This window comes from Facklamia sp. P12950, from assembly GCF_050409465.1.
GTDB lineage: Bacteria > Bacillota > Bacilli > Lactobacillales > Aerococcaceae > Facklamia.
The window spans coordinates 184345-201692 of the sequence record NZ_JBNUPK010000001.1; the positions used below are offsets into that span (position 1 = coordinate 184345).

General features: G+C 35.6%; 15 protein-coding genes. 12 read left to right on the forward strand and 3 right to left on the reverse strand.

The features are described 5' to 3' along the window. The first annotated feature begins 24 nt into the window (after window positions 1–24). Window positions 25–960, forward strand: a complete 936-nt coding sequence (locus tag ACQV2Q_RS01015) for an AEC family transporter (protein WP_428872826.1) — start codon at window positions 25–27, stop codon at window positions 958–960. A 10-nt stretch (window positions 961–970) separates the two neighbouring features. Then, a complete protein-coding gene (locus ACQV2Q_RS01020; protein ID WP_428875756.1) occupies window positions 971–1636 on the forward strand; it encodes a YggS family pyridoxal phosphate-dependent enzyme in 666 nt (221 codons plus the stop codon). Window positions 1637–1701: 65 nt separating this feature from the next. Here the strand turns inward: ACQV2Q_RS01020 and lepB are convergent, their stop codons facing one another. The 3 genes from lepB to ACQV2Q_RS01035 all read right to left on the reverse strand — a co-directional run bounded on the left by lepB (window position 1702) and on the right by ACQV2Q_RS01035 (window position 5869). After that, window positions 1702–2208, reverse strand: a complete 507-nt coding sequence (lepB, locus tag ACQV2Q_RS01025) for a signal peptidase I (protein WP_428872828.1) — start codon at window positions 2206–2208, stop codon at window positions 1702–1704. Between the two features lie 354 nt (window positions 2209–2562). Further along, the gene (glgP, locus tag ACQV2Q_RS01030) at window positions 2563–4848 is read right to left on the reverse strand and encodes a glycogen/starch/alpha-glucan family phosphorylase (RefSeq protein ID WP_428881686.1); all 2286 of its coding nucleotides are present in this window, start codon (window positions 4846–4848) and stop codon (window positions 2563–2565) included. Window positions 4849–5035: 187 nt separating this feature from the next. Further along, window positions 5036–5869 carry a DUF368 domain-containing protein gene (locus ACQV2Q_RS01035; protein WP_428881687.1) on the reverse strand — a complete coding sequence of 278 codons (834 nt, stop codon included), beginning with the start codon at window positions 5867–5869 and terminating at the stop codon, window positions 5036–5038. A 140-nt stretch (window positions 5870–6009) separates the two neighbouring features. Between ACQV2Q_RS01035 and ACQV2Q_RS01040 the strand changes: the two genes are divergently transcribed. The 10 genes from ACQV2Q_RS01040 to ACQV2Q_RS01085 all read left to right on the forward strand — a co-directional run bounded on the left by ACQV2Q_RS01040 (window position 6010) and on the right by ACQV2Q_RS01085 (window position 17346). After that, a complete protein-coding gene (locus tag ACQV2Q_RS01040; RefSeq protein ID WP_428881688.1) occupies window positions 6010–6261 on the forward strand; it encodes a hypothetical protein in 252 nt (83 codons plus the stop codon). After that, entirely contained in the window at window positions 6248–7528 is a 1281-nt protein-coding gene (locus ACQV2Q_RS01045; protein WP_428881690.1) for a hypothetical protein, read from the forward strand. Before ACQV2Q_RS01040 ends, ACQV2Q_RS01045 begins: the two co-directional genes overlap by 14 nt. 36 nt (window positions 7529–7564) lie before the next feature. Next, the gene (gene cdd / locus ACQV2Q_RS01050; protein WP_428872834.1) at window positions 7565–7972 is read left to right on the forward strand and encodes a cytidine deaminase; all 408 of its coding nucleotides are present in this window, start codon (window positions 7565–7567) and stop codon (window positions 7970–7972) included. Between the two features lie 20 nt (window positions 7973–7992). Then, complete coding sequence (gene gloA / locus ACQV2Q_RS01055) at window positions 7993–8385, forward strand: lactoylglutathione lyase (protein WP_428874635.1); 393 nt, start codon at window positions 7993–7995, stop codon at window positions 8383–8385. A 489-nt stretch (window positions 8386–8874) separates the two neighbouring features. Next, on the forward strand, window positions 8875–10809 hold the full coding sequence (gene glgB, locus ACQV2Q_RS01060; protein ID WP_428881691.1) for a 1,4-alpha-glucan branching protein GlgB: 1935 nt from the start codon (window positions 8875–8877) through the stop codon (window positions 10807–10809). 1 nt (window position 10810) lies between these two features. Continuing rightward, window positions 10811–11947 (forward strand): glucose-1-phosphate adenylyltransferase, encoded by a 1137-nt coding sequence (locus ACQV2Q_RS01065; RefSeq protein WP_428872923.1) that lies wholly within the window; start codon window positions 10811–10813, stop codon window positions 11945–11947. Beyond that, window positions 11948–13102: a glucose-1-phosphate adenylyltransferase subunit GlgD gene (glgD, locus tag ACQV2Q_RS01070; RefSeq protein ID WP_428872924.1), complete on the forward strand. Its 1155-nt coding sequence runs from the start codon at window positions 11948–11950 to the stop codon at window positions 13100–13102. A 10-nt stretch (window positions 13103–13112) separates the two neighbouring features. Further along, entirely contained in the window at window positions 13113–14564 is a 1452-nt protein-coding gene (glgA, locus tag ACQV2Q_RS01075) for a glycogen synthase GlgA (protein WP_428881692.1), read from the forward strand. A gap of 218 nt (window positions 14565–14782) precedes the next feature. After that, window positions 14783–16909, forward strand: a complete 2127-nt coding sequence (locus tag ACQV2Q_RS01080; RefSeq protein WP_428881694.1) for a transglycosylase domain-containing protein — start codon at window positions 14783–14785, stop codon at window positions 16907–16909. A gap of 92 nt (window positions 16910–17001) precedes the next feature. Next, window positions 17002–17346, forward strand: a complete 345-nt coding sequence (locus ACQV2Q_RS01085; RefSeq protein WP_428881695.1) for a YlbF family regulator — start codon at window positions 17002–17004, stop codon at window positions 17344–17346. Window positions 17347–17348 lie beyond the last annotated feature (2 nt).

Genomic DNA, 17348 nt, shown 5'->3' on the forward strand with positions numbered 1-17348 from the left:
ATGTTATGAAAGATTGAGGGAGATATGGATTTAGCACTCATCATTTTTAAGCAATTAATTATACTGATTTCCATAGCGGTGATTGGGTTTAGTTTAGTTAAAAAAGAACTTCTGACGCAAACGACCATTAGTCAATTGAATACGGTAATTGTTAAATATTTGACCCCTTTGATAATTATCGAAGCTTTTTTTAAGCCGATTCAGCAAGACCTTATGACTCAGTTTTTCTTAGCAATGATTATTTATATTATTTTTCTGTTAATGAGGATCTATGTAGGGCATTGGTATTTTGGGAAAAATGAGGATGGGGTATCCAAGTTTGCAACAGTCTTTGGTAATGTTGGTTTTATTGGTATTCCTCTGACCTTAGCAGTTTTCGAACCTTCCTATGTCATGATTACCACAGGCTTATTTCTAGTTACAAATTTCTTTTCTTGGACACTTGGTTTAAAAATGATTAGAGCCAAAGAAAAAGAACCAAAAATAACATTCTCTGCTCGTCCAATTCTGTTTGCTTTTCTGATAGGAGTAGTCATTCAAGTTTTTAAGATCTCTGTTCCATCGGTTGTATCCGAAGGGATTCATCAATTAAATCAGGTTTATTCCCCGATTGCTATGATTATTCTAGGTGCTTATTTTGAAGACATTGCTACTTTATCTGACTATCTTGATTGGAAATTGTGGAAAATAGCTAGCATAAAGCTTATTATTTGGCCTTTAATTAATTTGATTATGCTATTGTTCATCCCTGGTTTAACCTTTGAAAGTTTTTTTATTTTAGTAATGATACTAGCTGGACCTTCTGCTATGATGACAGCTCTTTTAAGTCAAATTGTAGGTGGTGATTATTTAAGTGGAGCAAAAATTGTTTTACTGACAACAATGTGTTCACTTGTTACCATTCCTTTAATACTCAATTTAGCTACATGGCTTTTTGAAAACTATTATCTATTTTCTTAGGAGGAATCACGTGGATAAAAAATTATTAGCAACCAATTTAGCAAGTGTACTCGAAGACATTTCTACCTATCCGACTCATATGGTGGCGATTACTAAATTTGTGGATGCTGAAACGACGAGAGAGTTATATAATTTAGGCGTTCGAGATATGGGCGAAAATCGCTCGGATAAATTCTTAGCAAAACTAGAAGCTTTGAATGATATTGCATCAGAAATTACTTGGCACTTTGTTGGTCACCTCCAATCTCGTCAAGTGAAATTGATTATTAATCAGATCGATTATTTACATTCACTGGATCGATTATCATTAGCCAAAGAAATTCAAAAAAGAGCAGATCGGACAGTAAAATGCTTTCTACAAGTCAATGTTTCAGGTGAAGAGACGAAAGGCGGATTTGATCCGGATCGTGTCATAGAGGCGGTAGAAGCCATTAAAGACTATAACAAAATTGAAATAGTCGGTTTAATGACGATGGCGCCGATTGATGCCAGCGAAACGGAACTTCATCATTATTTTGCCGAATTAAAAGAATTACAAGTATTAATACTTGGCAAGAATTATCCATGGGCTCCTTGTGGAGAGCTAAGTATGGGGATGTCACGGGACTATCGCATCGCCTTAGAAGAAGGAGCGACTTACATTCGAGTGGGCAGTGCCTTGTATGATCAAAAATAAATATTTTTAAAGAGGAGTTTAAACGATCGTTTAAACTCCTCTTTATTATGATTATTATATTTCGGTTAGAAGGTAGTTAGTTTGTCAAAAGGAAAGAGGATTATTTTAATTTCTGAAAGTAGATTTTTTTCAGGTATTAAACCGATTTTTCTTGAATCTACCGAACTTTTACGATTATCGCCTAAGCAATATAAGTAACCTTCTGGGATCGAATCGACTTTAAGATCCTGTGTTACTTGGTCTGTTAAATAGGGCTCATCAATTTTTTCACCATTGATATAAAGTATATTATCAATATATTCAATGGTATCTCCCGGAAGGCCAATAACTCTCTTAATATATTTTTTCTTTTTTTCCGGAACGTTAAATACTACTATATCAAAACGGTCAATCTTAGTAATTTGACTTCCTATAACGATATCGTTTTGTTCAAAGGTATTCATCATAGAAGCTCCTTCAACTTTATAAACACTGAAGATAAAAAGTCTTAGCATCATTAGGACGATAAAGAGTGAAATAAACCACTTATTATCTCTTACTAAAGACTGGATTGTATTCATTTCAATTCTCATTATATGTCTCCTTACATTCCATAAATCACGAAAACATTTTTTAATAATTATGCAAATAGAACTAAGTTATGAATAAAAAATTTTATAAGAAAAAGATTTAAATAAAGGCAATAGCTTTTCTCCTATTCTTTCTTCATAGCATATTTTGAAACTAATTGTAAAAAATATCCATTCTCTAAAGTTATTTCTGATTTAGTAGGTGTTACATTGAGTAGAATGATATTATCGAGTGTCTTTACCTAATTGAATTATCAAAAGATCAGCGCTAAGAAAGATTTATTTAAATAGTCTTATTCAATTAATTAGATAGGAGAGCTACCGTTTAATAATAGATAAAACACCCTCTCTTTTCATTTATTCATCACCATAAGAGACCGGCAAATGCCAAATGGCATCATTATAGTCTCCAATGGTCCGATCACTTGAGAAGAAGCCAGAATTTGCAATATTAACAACTGATTTTTGATACCAAGTGTCAATATCCTCATAGTCTCTTAGCATCTGTTCCTTAGTTGCAATATAGTCTTCTAAATCAATCAAAGTCATAAAATAATCCTTATGAATTAACTCCTGATGCAGACGGTTTAAACGCTCTTCGTTACCAAAATACAACATACCATGGGAAACAATGAAGTCTACTAGAGGTTTGATCGTTTCTCTTTGATAATATTCATTGGATGAATAACCATTACTTTTATAGAGTTGAATAATTTCCTGACTTTCTTTTCCAAAAATATAGATATTATCTTGGCCAACTTTTTCAAAAATTTCAACATTAGCACCATCTAAGGTACCAATCGTTAGGGCACCGTTTGCCATAAATTTCATATTTCCTGTACCCGAAGCTTCTTTTGAAGCCAAGGAAATTTGTTCAGAAATATCGGCTGCCGGAATAAGATAGGAAGCATTGGTAACATTATAATTTTCAACCATTATTACTTGTAAGTGTGGAGCCACCACCTTATCTAAACTAATCAATTGTGACAAAGTTAAGATAAGATGAATAATATCTTGTGCAATTGTATAGGCGGGTGCAGCTTTTCCTCCAAAAATAACGGTAATAGGTGTTTCAGGAATATTCCCCTTTTTAATATCTAAATATTTATGAATTACCCATAAAGCATTCATCTGTTGTCGTTTATATTCGTGGAATCGTTTGATTTGAATATCAATAATTGAGTGTTCATTAATTGTAATCTTCATTCGGTCTTGCAATCTTTTCTTCAACCGCATCTTGTTATTGTGTTTGATGGCTCTTAGTTTACTTAATGTGCGCTCATCGTCTTTAAAATCTATAAATTGTGAAAGATCAGCATTTCTATGCCAAAGCGTTCCGATTTTAAGGTCTAGATATTCTGAAAGTTCCTTGTTAGCGTCCATTACCCAACGGCGGAAGGTGATGCCATTGGTCATATTGTGGAACTTGTCAGGATAGATCTCATAAAAAGGTTTTAAAGCCGTTGTTTTTAAGATTTCAGTATGTAATTCTGCGACACCGTTGACAGAAAAACCAAAGTGAATGGCTAAATGAGCCATGTGGACATAATTTGAATTATCAATAATCCAAACTTCAGCCTGATCGGGATAGTGTTTTCTAATCACTTGGTCGAGCCGTTGAATAATATTGGCGATTTCTGGCATGATTAATTGAATATCATTGAAAGGCCAAGTTTCTAAGGCTTCGGCTAAAATAGTATGATTTGTAAAAGCAGTAATCTTAGTCACAATTTGATAGGCTTCTTCAAAGTCAATGCCTTCCTTCATTAAAAGGCGCACTAATTCAGGAATTATAAAGCTTGGATGGGTATCATTGATTTGAATAACGGCATAATCAGCTAAATCATGTAAATTGCTACCTTTTTCTTTAGCTTCATGTAGAACAAGTTGCGCTCCATTTGAAACCATAAAATATTGTTGATAAATCCGTAGCAATCTTCCTTCATGGTCTGAATCATCAGGATAGAGGAAGAGTGTAAGGTTTTCTTTAATATTTGTCTTATCAAAATCAATTGAGTCTTCAGAAACAATAGACTCATTGACAGTGTCTAAATCAAATAGACGCAAGCGATTACGATGAGTTTGTTTATAACCTAAAGCATCTAAGTCATACAGAGTTGATTTTAGAGTGAAAGAAGCATAGGGGACTTCGAAAGTCAGGTGAGATTTTTTAATCCAGTCTTGACCAGTTAACCATGCATCTGGCACGGTGTGTTGTTGATTATCAAAAAACTCTTGTTTGAATAAACCAAAATGATAATTCAAGCCAATTCCATCACCATTAATCCCCATCTTGGTAATAGAATCGACGAAACAAGCAGCGAGTCTACCGAGGCCGCCGTTTCCTAAGGAAGGTTCTCTTTCAGCATGTTCTATGTCCATTAAGTTCTTTCCGTTAGCGATTAATTCGTTATTAATTTGATTGTAAATACCTAAATTAATTAAATTGTTACTCAATACTTTTCCAATTAAGAATTCTGCAGAAAAGTAATAGAGTTTTCGCTTTTGGTCTTGATCTCGGTAGGGTAATCGGCGAGATTCATCTTTTACCACTTCCATTAATACGGTATATAGTTCTTTATTATCACAATCATAAACTTTTTTTTGAAAGAGGTCTTGAGTATAACGCTCTAGTAAAGTCATAAGTTTCTCCTTTATAGCGATTTATTGAAAAGAATCGTTTTATAACAAAATTCAAATATCCTTTTGTCTTCTTCATTATAAGTGAAAGGGCAATGACCTGCAATTTAATCTACTACTGAATGGGACGAAAAAAGTCCCTATCCATCGATTAAAGCTGATGAATAGGGTGGAGTGTGAATATTTATAATTAATTAATTTTTTTATACTTCTCTTCTAAGCGTGCCATCCACCAACCTAAAGCACTTCCTAATAAGAGCATGAGGCCGCAAATTGCATAGTCAGTAAGTTGAAAACTTGTGTATTCGGTTGGAATGATCATAAAGGTAGATGCCAGAACAACACCGAAAATAAAGTGGAAGAACTTTGCATAGTAGCGGTCAAAAATTCTCTCAATTAGTTTAGACAAGAGCAGTATTGTTAATAGACCACCAACTCCAATTGGAATAATTACAGTCAGGTCTAAACTTTTGAACCCATCAGACATTAGCTTGTACATGCCCATGTAAAGAATAAAATTTGAAGGGCTCAATCCCGGAATCAGAACTCCTAATGCAATCAAAGCACCTGCGATCATCCAAGTAAAGAAGTTTGCTGAAACCTGTCCGCCAAACCATGATTGTCCAAATATAAGCAAACATAAGGCCGCAATAAAAGAAAGAACCATTACAATCAAATCTGACTGATTGCGTCCTTCTTGACTAGCTTCTTTCCACAGTGAAGGAATCATACCCACTATGCATCCTACAAAAAACCACATGACATAAGTTTCATAATTTTCGAGAACATGGCTAACCCCGAAGGATAGGATGACTATGCCAAACAGGGCACCTAAACCGACAGGTATGAAGAAAATGATGTTTTCAACGAAGTCTTTGGTGATATTAGCTAGAAAACGGATAATTCGTTCATATAAACCAAAAATTGCCGCTAAAGCACCACCAGAGACTCCGGGTAAAATAAAGCCTGATCCAATGAACATGCCTTTGACAAAGCGCCAAATCCAATCAATTGTTTTTTTCATAAATTGCCCTCCATAGTTCAATACTTTTTCAGTTTAGCCCTTCTTGGTAAAATTTTCAATGAAAGTTAGCATGATGCTTGAGTAGGTCTTTTGAGGAATCTATTGTATAATAATATTAGTATGATATAGGAGGAAAAGTTATGAACATAGTTTATTTTTCTGATAAATGTCCGAATACGGAGGCTTTTATTAGCCGCTTAGATCAAATGGAAGTGAGCTACAAAGCAGTCAATATAACTGATTCAATGAAGAATTTAAAAGAGTTTCTTAAATTAAGAGATAGTCGTAATGAATTCGATGAAGTTAAAAAAAATGGCAATGTGGGTATTCCTGTTTTATATTCTGAGGATCGGTTAATCTATGATTTGGATACAATTAATGAAAAAAAGTAAACAAGTCTTCAAGAGAATAGTTATAAGTATTACCTTCATTATTTTCAGCCTCTTTTTAAGACTGCCGACTAGCCACGCCCAAACGGAGTCTGATTTTTATGACATGTCTATTGAGATAGTAAATGACTTAACAACTGAAGTTAGTGATCAAGAAGATCAACAGTTACGAACCTTAAAAGATTCCTTAACAGAGTTTGATGTGGAGTATAAAGTAGAACAATTGGCTAAGAAATATGATCTAGAACCTAAAAGAACGACCCTCGATTTAGAAGAAAATTACCGTATGGAGTCCTTCCTTTTAAGAGAAGATGCCCCATATGGTATGGAATTAATTGCTATCTATCAAGTCGATCAGTTAGTCTATTTAGCCAGTCAATATTATGGGGCCCTCGAATTTATTGAAGAACAAAATCAATCCATTGAAATAGCTCGTGCTGTTGCCAAAGATTTTCAAATAATGGCCAGTCTGCAAGGGAATATTATGGAAGATGACGGCCTGTTAGTAGAAGTATCGTCTAAAGACAAGCAAGATGACTATCGTTTAGCTTATTTTAGAGAGCAAGCGGTTTTATCAGACTATCTGATCAATGAATTTTTAAAAAGCCAAAAGATTGAGGGCATCAATTCTCAACTAACCCTTGAATTAGCAGAAAAGAAAGAAATTCCTGATCCAACAGATGAAAAGTCAGAGGATTTAGAAGACGATAAGCGTCCTCTAGAAGAGAAAATAAAGGGCATGATACCCGCTTCCTTAGCTGAGTCTGAAATAGTTGCATTTGATGACTATCAAGATAATATTATAAGTCTTGAAGATCAAATTAAGCTTTATCAATCCAGAATCCAGACAGAGATTACGGCTGATAATTTTTCTCGAGAATCTATTATCGAACAATTAGGACAAGCAAGTAAGAGCAAAAAGCAAGATAACTTAGAGTCGGACGAATATTACTTTCTTTCTAAAAATAATTTAGTCTATCTTAACTTTATTTATAGTGAAGAACAATTGTTGCAAGCTAATTTCCATTATTTCGATGAAAATTGTTTTAAAGAAGGTAAAGATTTCCAGTCTCTGCTAACAGATTATGAAAACAATGGTTCTATCACAGTAGCAGAAATTGAAGAAGACCTCGGTTCAGCTGATAGTGCGGCATATTATATGATGACTGGCTTTTCTTATTATTCATGGGTGAGCTTTTCGGATAATATCCGCCAATTAATTGCAAGTATACAACAAGATCAAATTATTAATCTTCAAATTGATGAATAAAATCACTAATTATCACACACAGGAAGAAGGATCAAAGTGGATCAAACAACAATTAATTCTTTGATGGAACAAGCTCGTGAAGCAGTAAAAAGAGCCTATTGCCCATACTCAAATTTTCCCGTTGGAGCAGCATTGTTAACTAAGGACGGTAAAGTTTATACAGGTGTTAATATTGAAAATGTGTCCTTTGGTGCTACTAATTGTGCAGAGCGCTCAGCAATCTTTACGGCTGTATCCGAAGGATACCGTCCAGGTTTTATTGAGGCAATTGCAGTAGCAGGGGATACGGAAGACTTTTTAATGCCTTGCTCAATTTGCCGTCAAGTATTGGTAGAAATGGCAGAGCCTGACACTCCTGTCTATTTAACACGTAAGGACCAATCCATCTATCAAACAACAGTCAGTGAACTTGTACCAATGGCTTTCCAAAGCCTAGATATGTAAAAAATACAGGAGGAATTATAATGACACAAAAATTGTTACATACTTGCTATCGAATTAAAGATAGAAAAGCGAGCTTGACTTTCTATACGGAAGTTTTTGATTTTAAAGTGATGCGTGATCGTCGCTTTCCAGAACATCAGTTCGATTTGCTTTATTTACAAGTTCCTGGATCAGATTTTGAATTAGAGTTAACCTATAACTATGACTCGGAAGGCTATACTATCGGAGATGGATTCTCTCACATGGCTATTGGAGTGGATAATCTTCAAGCGCAACATCAAAAATGTAAGGAAGCTGGTTACGAAACAACAGAGCTCAAAGGACTTCCAGGTCAAAAAGCTTCTTACTTCTTTGTATCTGACCCTGATGGCTATCGACTGGAAGTGATGGATAATAAAAACTTAGCAGTATAAGCTTGTCTATGCCCGTTGCTTATGGTAAGATTTATACTTGCGATGAGTCGAATACAATCTGGTAGATTGGAAGCAAGCTGTCTAGAGCTAAGAGCTCAAGCCAGGAAGGCGACAGAGCAAGTTGGAGCTGTGAACTGCAACTTGCAGTATCTTAGGATATTTTGCGATTCGTGAGTACTAGTTACTCACCGACACTCTTATGGAGTGTCCCTTATAAAAGAGCCTTTAACTTTCTGAAATTCAGTCAGTTAGAGGCTTTTTTGTATGAATTTAAAAAACAAGAGTTTTAGAGCTTAAATTTTTAATATTTATAACTAAATAATTTCAATATTAATGAACATATCATTTTGACTTTAAAATGGGCTTTGTCATGGGATTATTCTTTTAAAATAGAGGGCGTTCCGTTACAATATTGGTAATTGAACAAGTTACCTAATTCACTTAATAGTCCGTCTCAAACTTATCAATTATAAGAATGGAAGGTTGCCAATGACATTTTCCTTGGATCGAAGTAGCTTAAACAAAGAAATAGAAAAGTTTTCAACACAATTGCATGACCAAGCCTATCATTTTTTAGGTGCCAAGCAGGTTCAGTCAAATTCAAAAGGTTATCAGTTTAGTGTATGGGCACCCAATGCTTGGCAGGTATATTTACAAGGCGATTTTTCTAATTGGAAAAATCTATGGATGGAAAAACTTGATGGCGGTGTATGGAGTCTATATGTTGAAAACGCTCAAGCAGGACATTGTTATAAATATGGAATGGATCATGGAAATAATCACATTGAATATAAAATTGATCCTTACGCTATGCGATTTGAAAAACCCCCTCAAGATGCATCGATTATCGAAGATCTCACACCATTCCCATGGAATGATCAAAAGTGGCTAAAAGCACGCAAGGCTAAAGATAAATTTGACAGTCCTTTACAAATTTATGAAGTTCATCAGAGTTCATGGCGACAGCATCCCGATGGAAGATCTTATTCTTTTAAAGAGTTAGCTCACAGTTTAGTTCCTTATGTTAAAGAAATGGGTTATAACTACATTGAGTTTATGCCTCTAACTGCCTTTCCTTATGCTCCTTCTTGGGGCTATCAGGTAACCGGCTATTACGCAGTCGCTGGTCAATATGGAAGTAATGAAGATTTTAAATATTTCGTTAATTATGCTCATCAAGAAGGCATTGGTGTCATTCTTGATTGGGTACCTGGTCATTTCAATCAAAATGCGAATGCTTTGGCATATTTTGATGGTCAGGCTTGTTATGAGTATGCAGATCCTCAACGAGCTAAAAATATTAGCTGGGGTAGTTTAAATTTTGACCTTGGAAAATTACAGGTACAATCTTTTCTAATCTCAAATTTAAATTATTGGCTGTCTGAATTTCATTTGGATGGTATTCGAGCAGATGCTATTTCAAATATTCTTTATCTCGATTTTGATCAAGGTCCCTGGACGCCTAATAAATATGGAGGAAATGACAACCTTGAAGGCTATCATTTCTTACGCATAATGAATCAATGGGTTCAAGATTACTATCCTGAGGTTTATATGATTGCTGAAGAAGCCACTTCATCTAGCGGAATAACTTTGGATATTGCTCATGGAGGATTGGGTTTTGATTATAAATGGAATATGGGTTGGATGAATGATGTCTTACGGTTTTTCCAACTTCCTTACAATCAAAGGCCAGCTCAATTACGTCTCATTACTTTTGTTTTTATGTATCAATTTAAAGAACGTTACTTACTTCCTTTCTCTCATGATGAGGTTGTTCATGGGAAAAAATCCTTGCTAGCTAAAATGCCAGGTAGTCGCTATGATCAATTTGCTGATTTGAGACTTTTACATGCCTATATGTTAGCTCAACCTGGTAAAAAACTTCATTTTATGGGTAATGAATTGGGACAATTTGTAGAGTGGCGCTATTATGAAGAATTAGATTGGCAAGGACTAAAGCAAGAATATAATAGTGAATATCAAGCGTTTATGCGAACCATCAATAAGATTGGCTTAAATAGGCCAGAATTTTATCAATTGGATCATCATCCAGAAGGAATAACAGTTTTGGATGCGGATGATTTAGAGAGAGGATTGCTAAGTTTTATTCGTTGGTCTAAAAATAAACAATCATACTCTGTGATAATGATTAATTTTTCAAAAAATCATTATTATGATGTGGAATTAGGTGTCCCTGAAAGTGGAGATTTTCTTGTCTATCTTAATAGTCAAGCAGATCAATTTGCAGGTTATCAACAAAATTGGCAAAAGTTTTACCAAGCAAAAAATAAAAGCTGTTGTAAGCAAGATTATTGTTGTTTGATTGAAGTTCCAGCTTTATCCGTTCAATTTATTGAACATATAAATTTGCATCAAGATAGAAAGGAGAAGGATGCTAAGCAGTTAGTATCCAAACGCTAAAATGAAAGATGAAATGATTGCGATGATACTAGCCGGAGGTCAAGGAAGTAGGTTAGGCGTTTTGACCAAGCAGATTGCTAAGCCCGCAGTGCCATTTGGAGGAAGGTATCGTATTATTGACTTTGCTTTAAGTAACTGTGCAAATTCTAACATTCATAAAGTGGGGGTCATTACTCAGTACCAACCTCTAGAATTAAATGGTCATATCGCTAATGGGGAGGCTTGGGGCTTTAATGCTAGCGGTGGTGGCACAACTATTTTACAACCTTATTCATCCACTGATGGAGAAAAGTGGTTTAAAGGGACATCAAATGCTATTTATCAGAACATAACCTATATCGATTCTGTTAATCCAGAATATGTTTTAATTTTATCTGGAGATCATATTTATAAAATGGATTATTCAAAGATGTTAGATTTTCATAAAGAAAAAGGCGCTTCTTTAACAGTTGCTGTGAAACCTGTGCCTATCAAAGAAGCAACACGCTTTGGAATTATGAACACAGATAAAAATGATCGTATCGTTGAATTCGAGGAAAAACCTGATCAGCCACAATCAAATTTGGCTTCAATGGGGATCTACATTTTCAATTGGCAGAAATTACGTAACTATTTAATTGAAGATCAAGATCAAGATAATCAATTAGAAGATTTTGGTAAACACGTTATTCCACTTTATTTAGCCAATGATGAAGCATCTTATGCTTATGCCTTTGACGGTTACTGGAAAGATGTGGGAACTATTTCATCCTTATGGGAAGCAAATATGGAGATTTTGAATCAAGATCACCCACTCTATCACTCCAATCCTGATTGGCGTGTCTACTCGAATAATCCGGTTCTACCTCCGCAAGTAGTGACGGACCATGCGGCGATCTATGATTCCTTTGTTACTGATGGATGTTATGTATCAGGAGAAATTCACCGGTCTATTCTTTCCGAAAACGTAAAGGTGGGGCTGGATTCTCAGATTACCGATTCAGTGATCATGGCTAATGCTAGGATTGGAGCATCTTGTCGAATTGAGTATGCAATTGTTGGCGAGAATGCTCGAATAGCAGATGGAGCAATGGTGATTGGAACAGAAAGAGACATTGCAGTTGTCGGTTTTGGCGATCAGATAGAAAGGAAGAATTAAATGGTTCAGCATAAGACTTGTGCAATTTTAAATTTAACAGAAGACAATCAACCTCTATATCCTTTAACTTATAATCGTCCTATCGCAGCTTTGCCATTTGCGAGTCGTTATCGCATTATTGATTTTATTTTATCTTCTCTTTCTTACGCTCAAGTTCAATCGGTGGCTATGTTTATTGGTGAGTCCGGACGCTCTCTGTATGATCATATCCGCTCAGGAGCCTCATGGAATCTTGATTCACGGATTAGAGGAGGTATTTTCACCTTCTCTCAACAAGACTGGAAGGCGCGTTATCATCGAGAGAACGACCATGAAGACTACTATTATAATCATCGAATCTTCTTAGAAAGATCGAAAGCTAAGTATGTCTTTGTATCTGGATCGAAGATTATCGCTAATTTAAATATTAATGACTTACGTCAATCGCACATTAGAAGTAAGAAAGATGTAACTTTAGTTTATAAAAATGTGATTGCATCGACTATAGGGATGGACCATCCCAACGAACGCATCGTTGCGTTTGATGAAGAAAAAAATATCGTCGATCTATTACCTAACTCAGAAAAACCCGCTCTTGCATCCGTTAGTTCCAGCTTAGATATGTATTTTCTATCTGTAGACATTCTTTTAGCTTTAATTGACCGAGCTGATAGAGAAGAGCAGTATCTTGAAATAGATGATCTTATTCAGTTTTATTTATTGGATTATAGCATTCATCCTTATGAATATACTGGTTATACCGCAAATATTAATACGGTAGAAGCCTACTATCAAGCCAATATGGACATGTTAAACCATTTATCCTTTGCAGCTTTATTCCATACGGATCAGGCTGTTCGTACCAAATCCAAAAATGGAATTCCAACCTATTACCATGAGCGTTCCTATGTGCGAAATGCAATTTTAGCAACTGGAACGACCGTTTACGGTGAAGTAATCGACTCTTTAATTAATCGGCGAGTTCAAATTGGGGAGAATGCTAGTGTGAGAAATTCAATTATTCAACAAGGGGTTGAAATTGGAGAGGGAGCCACAGTAGAGTACGCCATTTTAGATAAAAATGTCGTGGTTAAGCCCGGCACAGTGATTCGTGGACGCCCTGATAAATTAATTGTAAAAGCTAAAAATGAAATTGTGGATGCAAGGGTAGATTAGGAGGATTTAAATGAAAATACTTTATGCCTCAGCTGAAGCGGCTCCTTTCTTTAAAACAGGAGGTCTAGGAGATGTCGCTTCTGCATTGCCAAAAGAGTTAGCGAAGGAACCCGAGCTTGATGTTCGTGTGGCGCTTCCTTTCTATAGTCAAATGGCTAATGAATATGCGCAACAGCTAGAAGAAATTGCACATTTTCGTTTCCAACTGGGGCAACGAAATGTCTACTGTGGAATTAAGCAATTGAAGGACCATGGAGTAACCTATTACTTCATTGATAATTTGGCTTATTTTGATCGCGCTTCTTTATATGGAGAATGGGATGATGGCGAACGCTTTGCCTATTTTTCAACTGCTATCATTGAAATGCTGGAAGTAATTAATTGGATACCAGAAATTATTCATTGCAATGATTGGCAAACGGCTATGATACCCGCTCTTTTAATCGATCGTTATCACTGGAAGGAATCCTTAAAAAATATTCGAAAAGTACTCACTATTCACAATTTACGTTTTCAAGGGATTTATGATGCATCCATGCTTTCGAATGTCTTTGGCACTGGCTTTAATACCTTTACCGACGATGGTTTGAAGTACCACAACAATATGAATTACCTTAAGGGTGGTATTAACTTTGCCGATCGAGTAACAACGGTCAGTCCGACCTACGCTCAAGAAATATTAACTCCAGAATTTGGTGAAGGTTTAGATGCAGTATTAAGGCGAAATGAATGGAAACTTAAAGGAATTATTAATGGAATCGATCTAGAAATCAATAATCCCAAGACAGACAGCTATTTGCCTTATCATTATGATCAATCAGATCTTTCAAACAAAGCTAAAGTAAAAAGCTACCTTCAAAGGCAACTTACTCTTAAACAAGATAATCAGATCCCTTTAATTGGAATCGTCAGCCGGCTGACAGACCAAAAAGGTTTGCAATTAGTTGAGCAAATTATGGATGATTTACTGCAACAAAATGTTCAAATGGTTATTTTAGGTACTGGAGACCAACACTTTGAAGATTCATTTCGCTATTTCGAGCAGAAATACCCTGATCAACTGAGAGCTTGCATTCAATTTGATCTTGGACTGGCTCAGCAAATATATGCTGCCAGCGATATTTTCTTGATGCCATCTGCTTTTGAACCTTGTGGTCTCTCGCAAATGATTGCCATGCGCTATGGCACACTGCCTCTGGTGCATGAGACAGGAGGCTTAAAAGATACTGTCGAAGCTTATAATAAATATACTGGCCAGGGAACCGGTTTTTCATTTAAAGGTTTTAACCGCGACAATTTACTTTTTACCATTAATATGGCCTTAGATATTTTTATTAATCAAAAGGAAGTTTGGCAGAAGTTAGTGAAGCAAGCCATGGGTAAAGATTTCTCTTGGACTGCACCTGCTAAAGCATATAAAGCTGTTTATGATGAACTTTTAAATACATCTGTCAATTTATAGAATTTAATTAATTTTCAATTATTAGCCTTCTAAAAATGTTTCATTGAGACATCAGTTAGATGGCTATTTGAATACTTAGGCAAAAGTCATACAATCTTTCATAAATTTTCTTAATCATTTAGTATAATTTAATAAAAAGATTAACCTCGGACTTTAGTTGGAAGGCGGTCGATATAATTCTGTCTAGGATAGAATTAACAAAGTAGGTGAATGATTAAATGGAGAAATTTAAAATGCAATCGAGTAAACATAAAATATTTCAAGGGATCAAAAATATTTGGCGCTATTACCGAGGATGGAAGTGGTTAGTGTTTATTGCTTTATCACTTACCTTATTCTTAACCTCTTATTTGGTTTTTATTGCGAAAACGACTGATGTTAAACAACTGCAAGATTCCCTGCAAACAAAAACAGAAATCTATGACAAACAAGATCAATATGTAGGTACACTCTTATCGCAAAAAGGAAGCTATGTGACCTTAGATGAGATATCTCCCTTAATGCAAGAAACAGTTGTTAAAACTGAAGACAAGCGCTTTTATGATCACAATGGATTCGATACAATTGGAATTGGTCGAGCGTTTTTGCGTTTAGTTATTAATCGCAATACTTCTGGTGGGGGAGGCTCCACTTTAACACAGCAATTAGCTAAAAATGCTTTTCTCAGCTTGGATCAAACTTTTCAACGTAAATTAAAAGAATTGTTTCTAGCACTTGAAATTGAGAAAACTTATTCAAAAGATCAAATTCTTGAAATGTATTTAAACAATGCCTACTTTGGTAATGGAGTCTGGGGCATTCAAGATGCGGCTCAAAAATACTTTGGCATTAATGCTTACCAATTAGATCAGAATCAATCAATGGTTCTAACCGGTATCTTAAAAGGTCCTTCCTTATATAATCCAATTGATGATTATCAAGCAGCTATTGACCGACGAAATGTCATTGCTGATCTTTTGGCTGATGAAGGGGTTATCTCATTTTCTAACGCAGAGGATTACAAAGCAATGTCTATACCTCTTTTAGACAATTATGTTCCAGCCAGTTCTGGACATGAATATCCATTTTACTTTGATGCGGTGATCAATGAAGCTATTCGTAAGGTAAACATCCCTGAAGAAGACCTTATGTCCAAGGGCTATCGAATTTATACTAATTTAGATATCAATGCTCAACAAGGTCTTAATAACGCTTATCAAGAGAATGCTTATTTATTTAATGATGGGGCATATGATGCGCCGATTGTTCAAAGCGCAAGTGCGATAGTTGATACTCGTACTGGGGGAATTATGGCAATTTATGGAGGAAGAGGAGAATATGTCTATCGCGGCTTTAACCGTGCTAGCGATATGTATCGTGCTCCTGGATCGACCATTAAGCCCTTAGCAGTTTATTTACCAGCTCTTGAGAATGGATTTAATATGCATTCGATGGTTCCTGATGTTGTTAAGGCTTATGGTAAGGATCAATTTGCTCCAGAAAACTTTAATCGTCAAACGGATCCTAGAGGAGAAGTCCCCTTATACTATGCTTTATCACAAAGTAAAAATACATCCGCTGTTTATTTACTAGATAAATTAGGAATTCAAACCGCAGTCGATAAACTGCATCAATTTGGTATTGAAGTTCCCCAACAAGACCAGCAGTTGACCTTGGCCTTAGGGGCTTTTTCGACAGGAGTAAGCCCTGTGCAATTAGCCTCAGCTTATGCGACTTTTGCTAATAAGGGAATAAGAAATGAATCTTACTTTATTCGACGAATTGAAGATATTTCTGGGAAAGTTGTATATGATAACGAAAAACCTAAACGTCACTTAATCATGACCAAAACGATTGCCGCAGATATGACCAGCATGATGTTAGATACATATGGTGGCAATGGTACTGGATATGGCGCAGGCCCTAATACAGGTTTGATTGCTGGTAAAACAGGAACAACTGAAGTATCAGACGGTTCAACCCAAACGCGAGACCGTTGGATGGTTGGTTATACCCCAGATTTTGCGATAGCGACATGGATTGGTCTGGATGACGTAGAAAGTGCTAATTTGGATGAAATTATGCCAACTGGCATGGGGAGATTATTTAATAGTCAAACTTCTTACATGATGGCATACTCGCCACAAACACCATTTGAAGTCAGCTACGCTTCGCAAATGGAAGCAGATACCAATGGTAAAATGGGTGGTGATTGGTTGGAAAATGTTGATTTCAACTTTGACGGAGAACTTTTTTCAACACTTAAAGAGAACGGAAGTAATCTTTGGGAAAAGGTTAAATCTTTTAGTAGTGAAAAAACACAAGAGGTTATCAATTGGATCGAAAACTTAGACCTACCTATTTAAAAAACGCCCAATAAAAATGGGTGCTTTCACCTCAGTTTGATTGAAAAAAAGACTAAAAATTGATACTATTATCATATAGAAATGAGGTTATTATGAACATTAATATTTATGATACAGCTAACACTTTAGAACGCGAATTACGACAGTTGCCAGCTTATTTGAATGTAAAATCGGCACTCGAAGAAATAAAGAAAGATCCTGAAAGCAATCAGTTGTTTGAAGAGTTTCGTCAGGTCTCACAGTCACTTCAGACAATGACTGAACAGCCGAGTGAAGAGAAAATCACAGAAGTTCAAAACTTGTATGCAAAAGTAATGGAAAACCCTTTAATTAAGAAGTTAATGGAAAACGAACAACAACTCGGATTTCTAATGGAAGAAATCAATCAAATTATTACCAAGCCACTACAAGACTTATATCAAGCGCCAACTGAATAAAT

Coding starts and splice junctions, on each gene's coding strand:
- ACQV2Q_RS01035 (WP_428881687.1), bottom strand. CDS start 5,869: ATGAAAAAAACAATTGATTGGATTTGGCGCTTTGTCAAAGGCATGTTC.
- ACQV2Q_RS01065 (WP_428872923.1), top strand. CDS start 10,811: ATGAAAGATGAAATGATTGCGATGATACTAGCCGGAGGTCAAGGAAGT.
- glgB (WP_428881691.1), top strand. CDS start 8,875: ATGACATTTTCCTTGGATCGAAGTAGCTTAAACAAAGAAATAGAAAAG.
- ACQV2Q_RS01080 (WP_428881694.1), top strand. CDS start 14,783: ATGGAGAAATTTAAAATGCAATCGAGTAAACATAAAATATTTCAAGGG.
- ACQV2Q_RS01015 (WP_428872826.1), top strand. CDS start 25: ATGGATTTAGCACTCATCATTTTTAAGCAATTAATTATACTGATTTCC.
- glgA (WP_428881692.1), top strand. CDS start 13,113: ATGAAAATACTTTATGCCTCAGCTGAAGCGGCTCCTTTCTTTAAAACA.
- gloA (WP_428874635.1), top strand. CDS start 7,993: ATGACACAAAAATTGTTACATACTTGCTATCGAATTAAAGATAGAAAA.
- lepB (WP_428872828.1), bottom strand. CDS start 2,208: ATGAGAATTGAAATGAATACAATCCAGTCTTTAGTAAGAGATAATAAG.
- ACQV2Q_RS01040 (WP_428881688.1), top strand. CDS start 6,010: ATGAACATAGTTTATTTTTCTGATAAATGTCCGAATACGGAGGCTTTT.
- glgP (WP_428881686.1), bottom strand. CDS start 4,848: ATGACTTTACTAGAGCGTTATACTCAAGACCTCTTTCAAAAAAAAGTT.
- glgD (WP_428872924.1), top strand. CDS start 11,948: ATGGTTCAGCATAAGACTTGTGCAATTTTAAATTTAACAGAAGACAAT.
- ACQV2Q_RS01045 (WP_428881690.1), top strand. CDS start 6,248: ATGAAAAAAAGTAAACAAGTCTTCAAGAGAATAGTTATAAGTATTACC.
- ACQV2Q_RS01085 (WP_428881695.1), top strand. CDS start 17,002: ATGAACATTAATATTTATGATACAGCTAACACTTTAGAACGCGAATTA.